Raw genomic sequence first — 370 nt, 5'->3', positions numbered from 1 at the left:
ACGCAATTATACATCAATAACACTTGATGGCACGGCAAGGAATATTGTTTTAAGAGATGATAAAACAGGGAATCAAATTACAGCGGTATTTCGTTTTGTTCTTGTGGGTATGCAACACACGTCGATAGATGGATATAGCTTGTCTATGAACAACGCGGGTATATATCCTCGGGGCGGGTGCTCAGGGCGGATTGGCGTTGGTATTGGTTCTTCGAATAGTCAGTTCAGACATGGATGGGGAGTGCCAGAAAGAAAACTGACCTGCTGGCGGAAGCTTGGTAACAACTCTTTTCAAGGTGATGTTCGTATTTCCGATTTTAGCTTTGGCTATACGTTAGAAACACCCAATCCATTAGGTGTTTATAGCGGT

The 370-nt window shown here is 43.2% G+C and carries 1 protein-coding gene; it reads left to right on the top strand.

Annotated features, from left to right (window positions below):
* Positions 1-370, top strand: a 370-nt coding sequence (locus A936_RS23835) for a hypothetical protein (protein ID WP_502685431.1), incomplete at both ends; no start/stop codon positions are given.

The organism is Enterobacter sp. Ag1, from assembly GCA_000277545.1.
GTDB lineage: Bacteria > Pseudomonadota > Gammaproteobacteria > Enterobacterales > Enterobacteriaceae > Cedecea.
The sequence above is the reverse complement of the archived record's forward strand: the minus strand, read 5'-3'. Positions and strand labels throughout refer to the sequence as shown.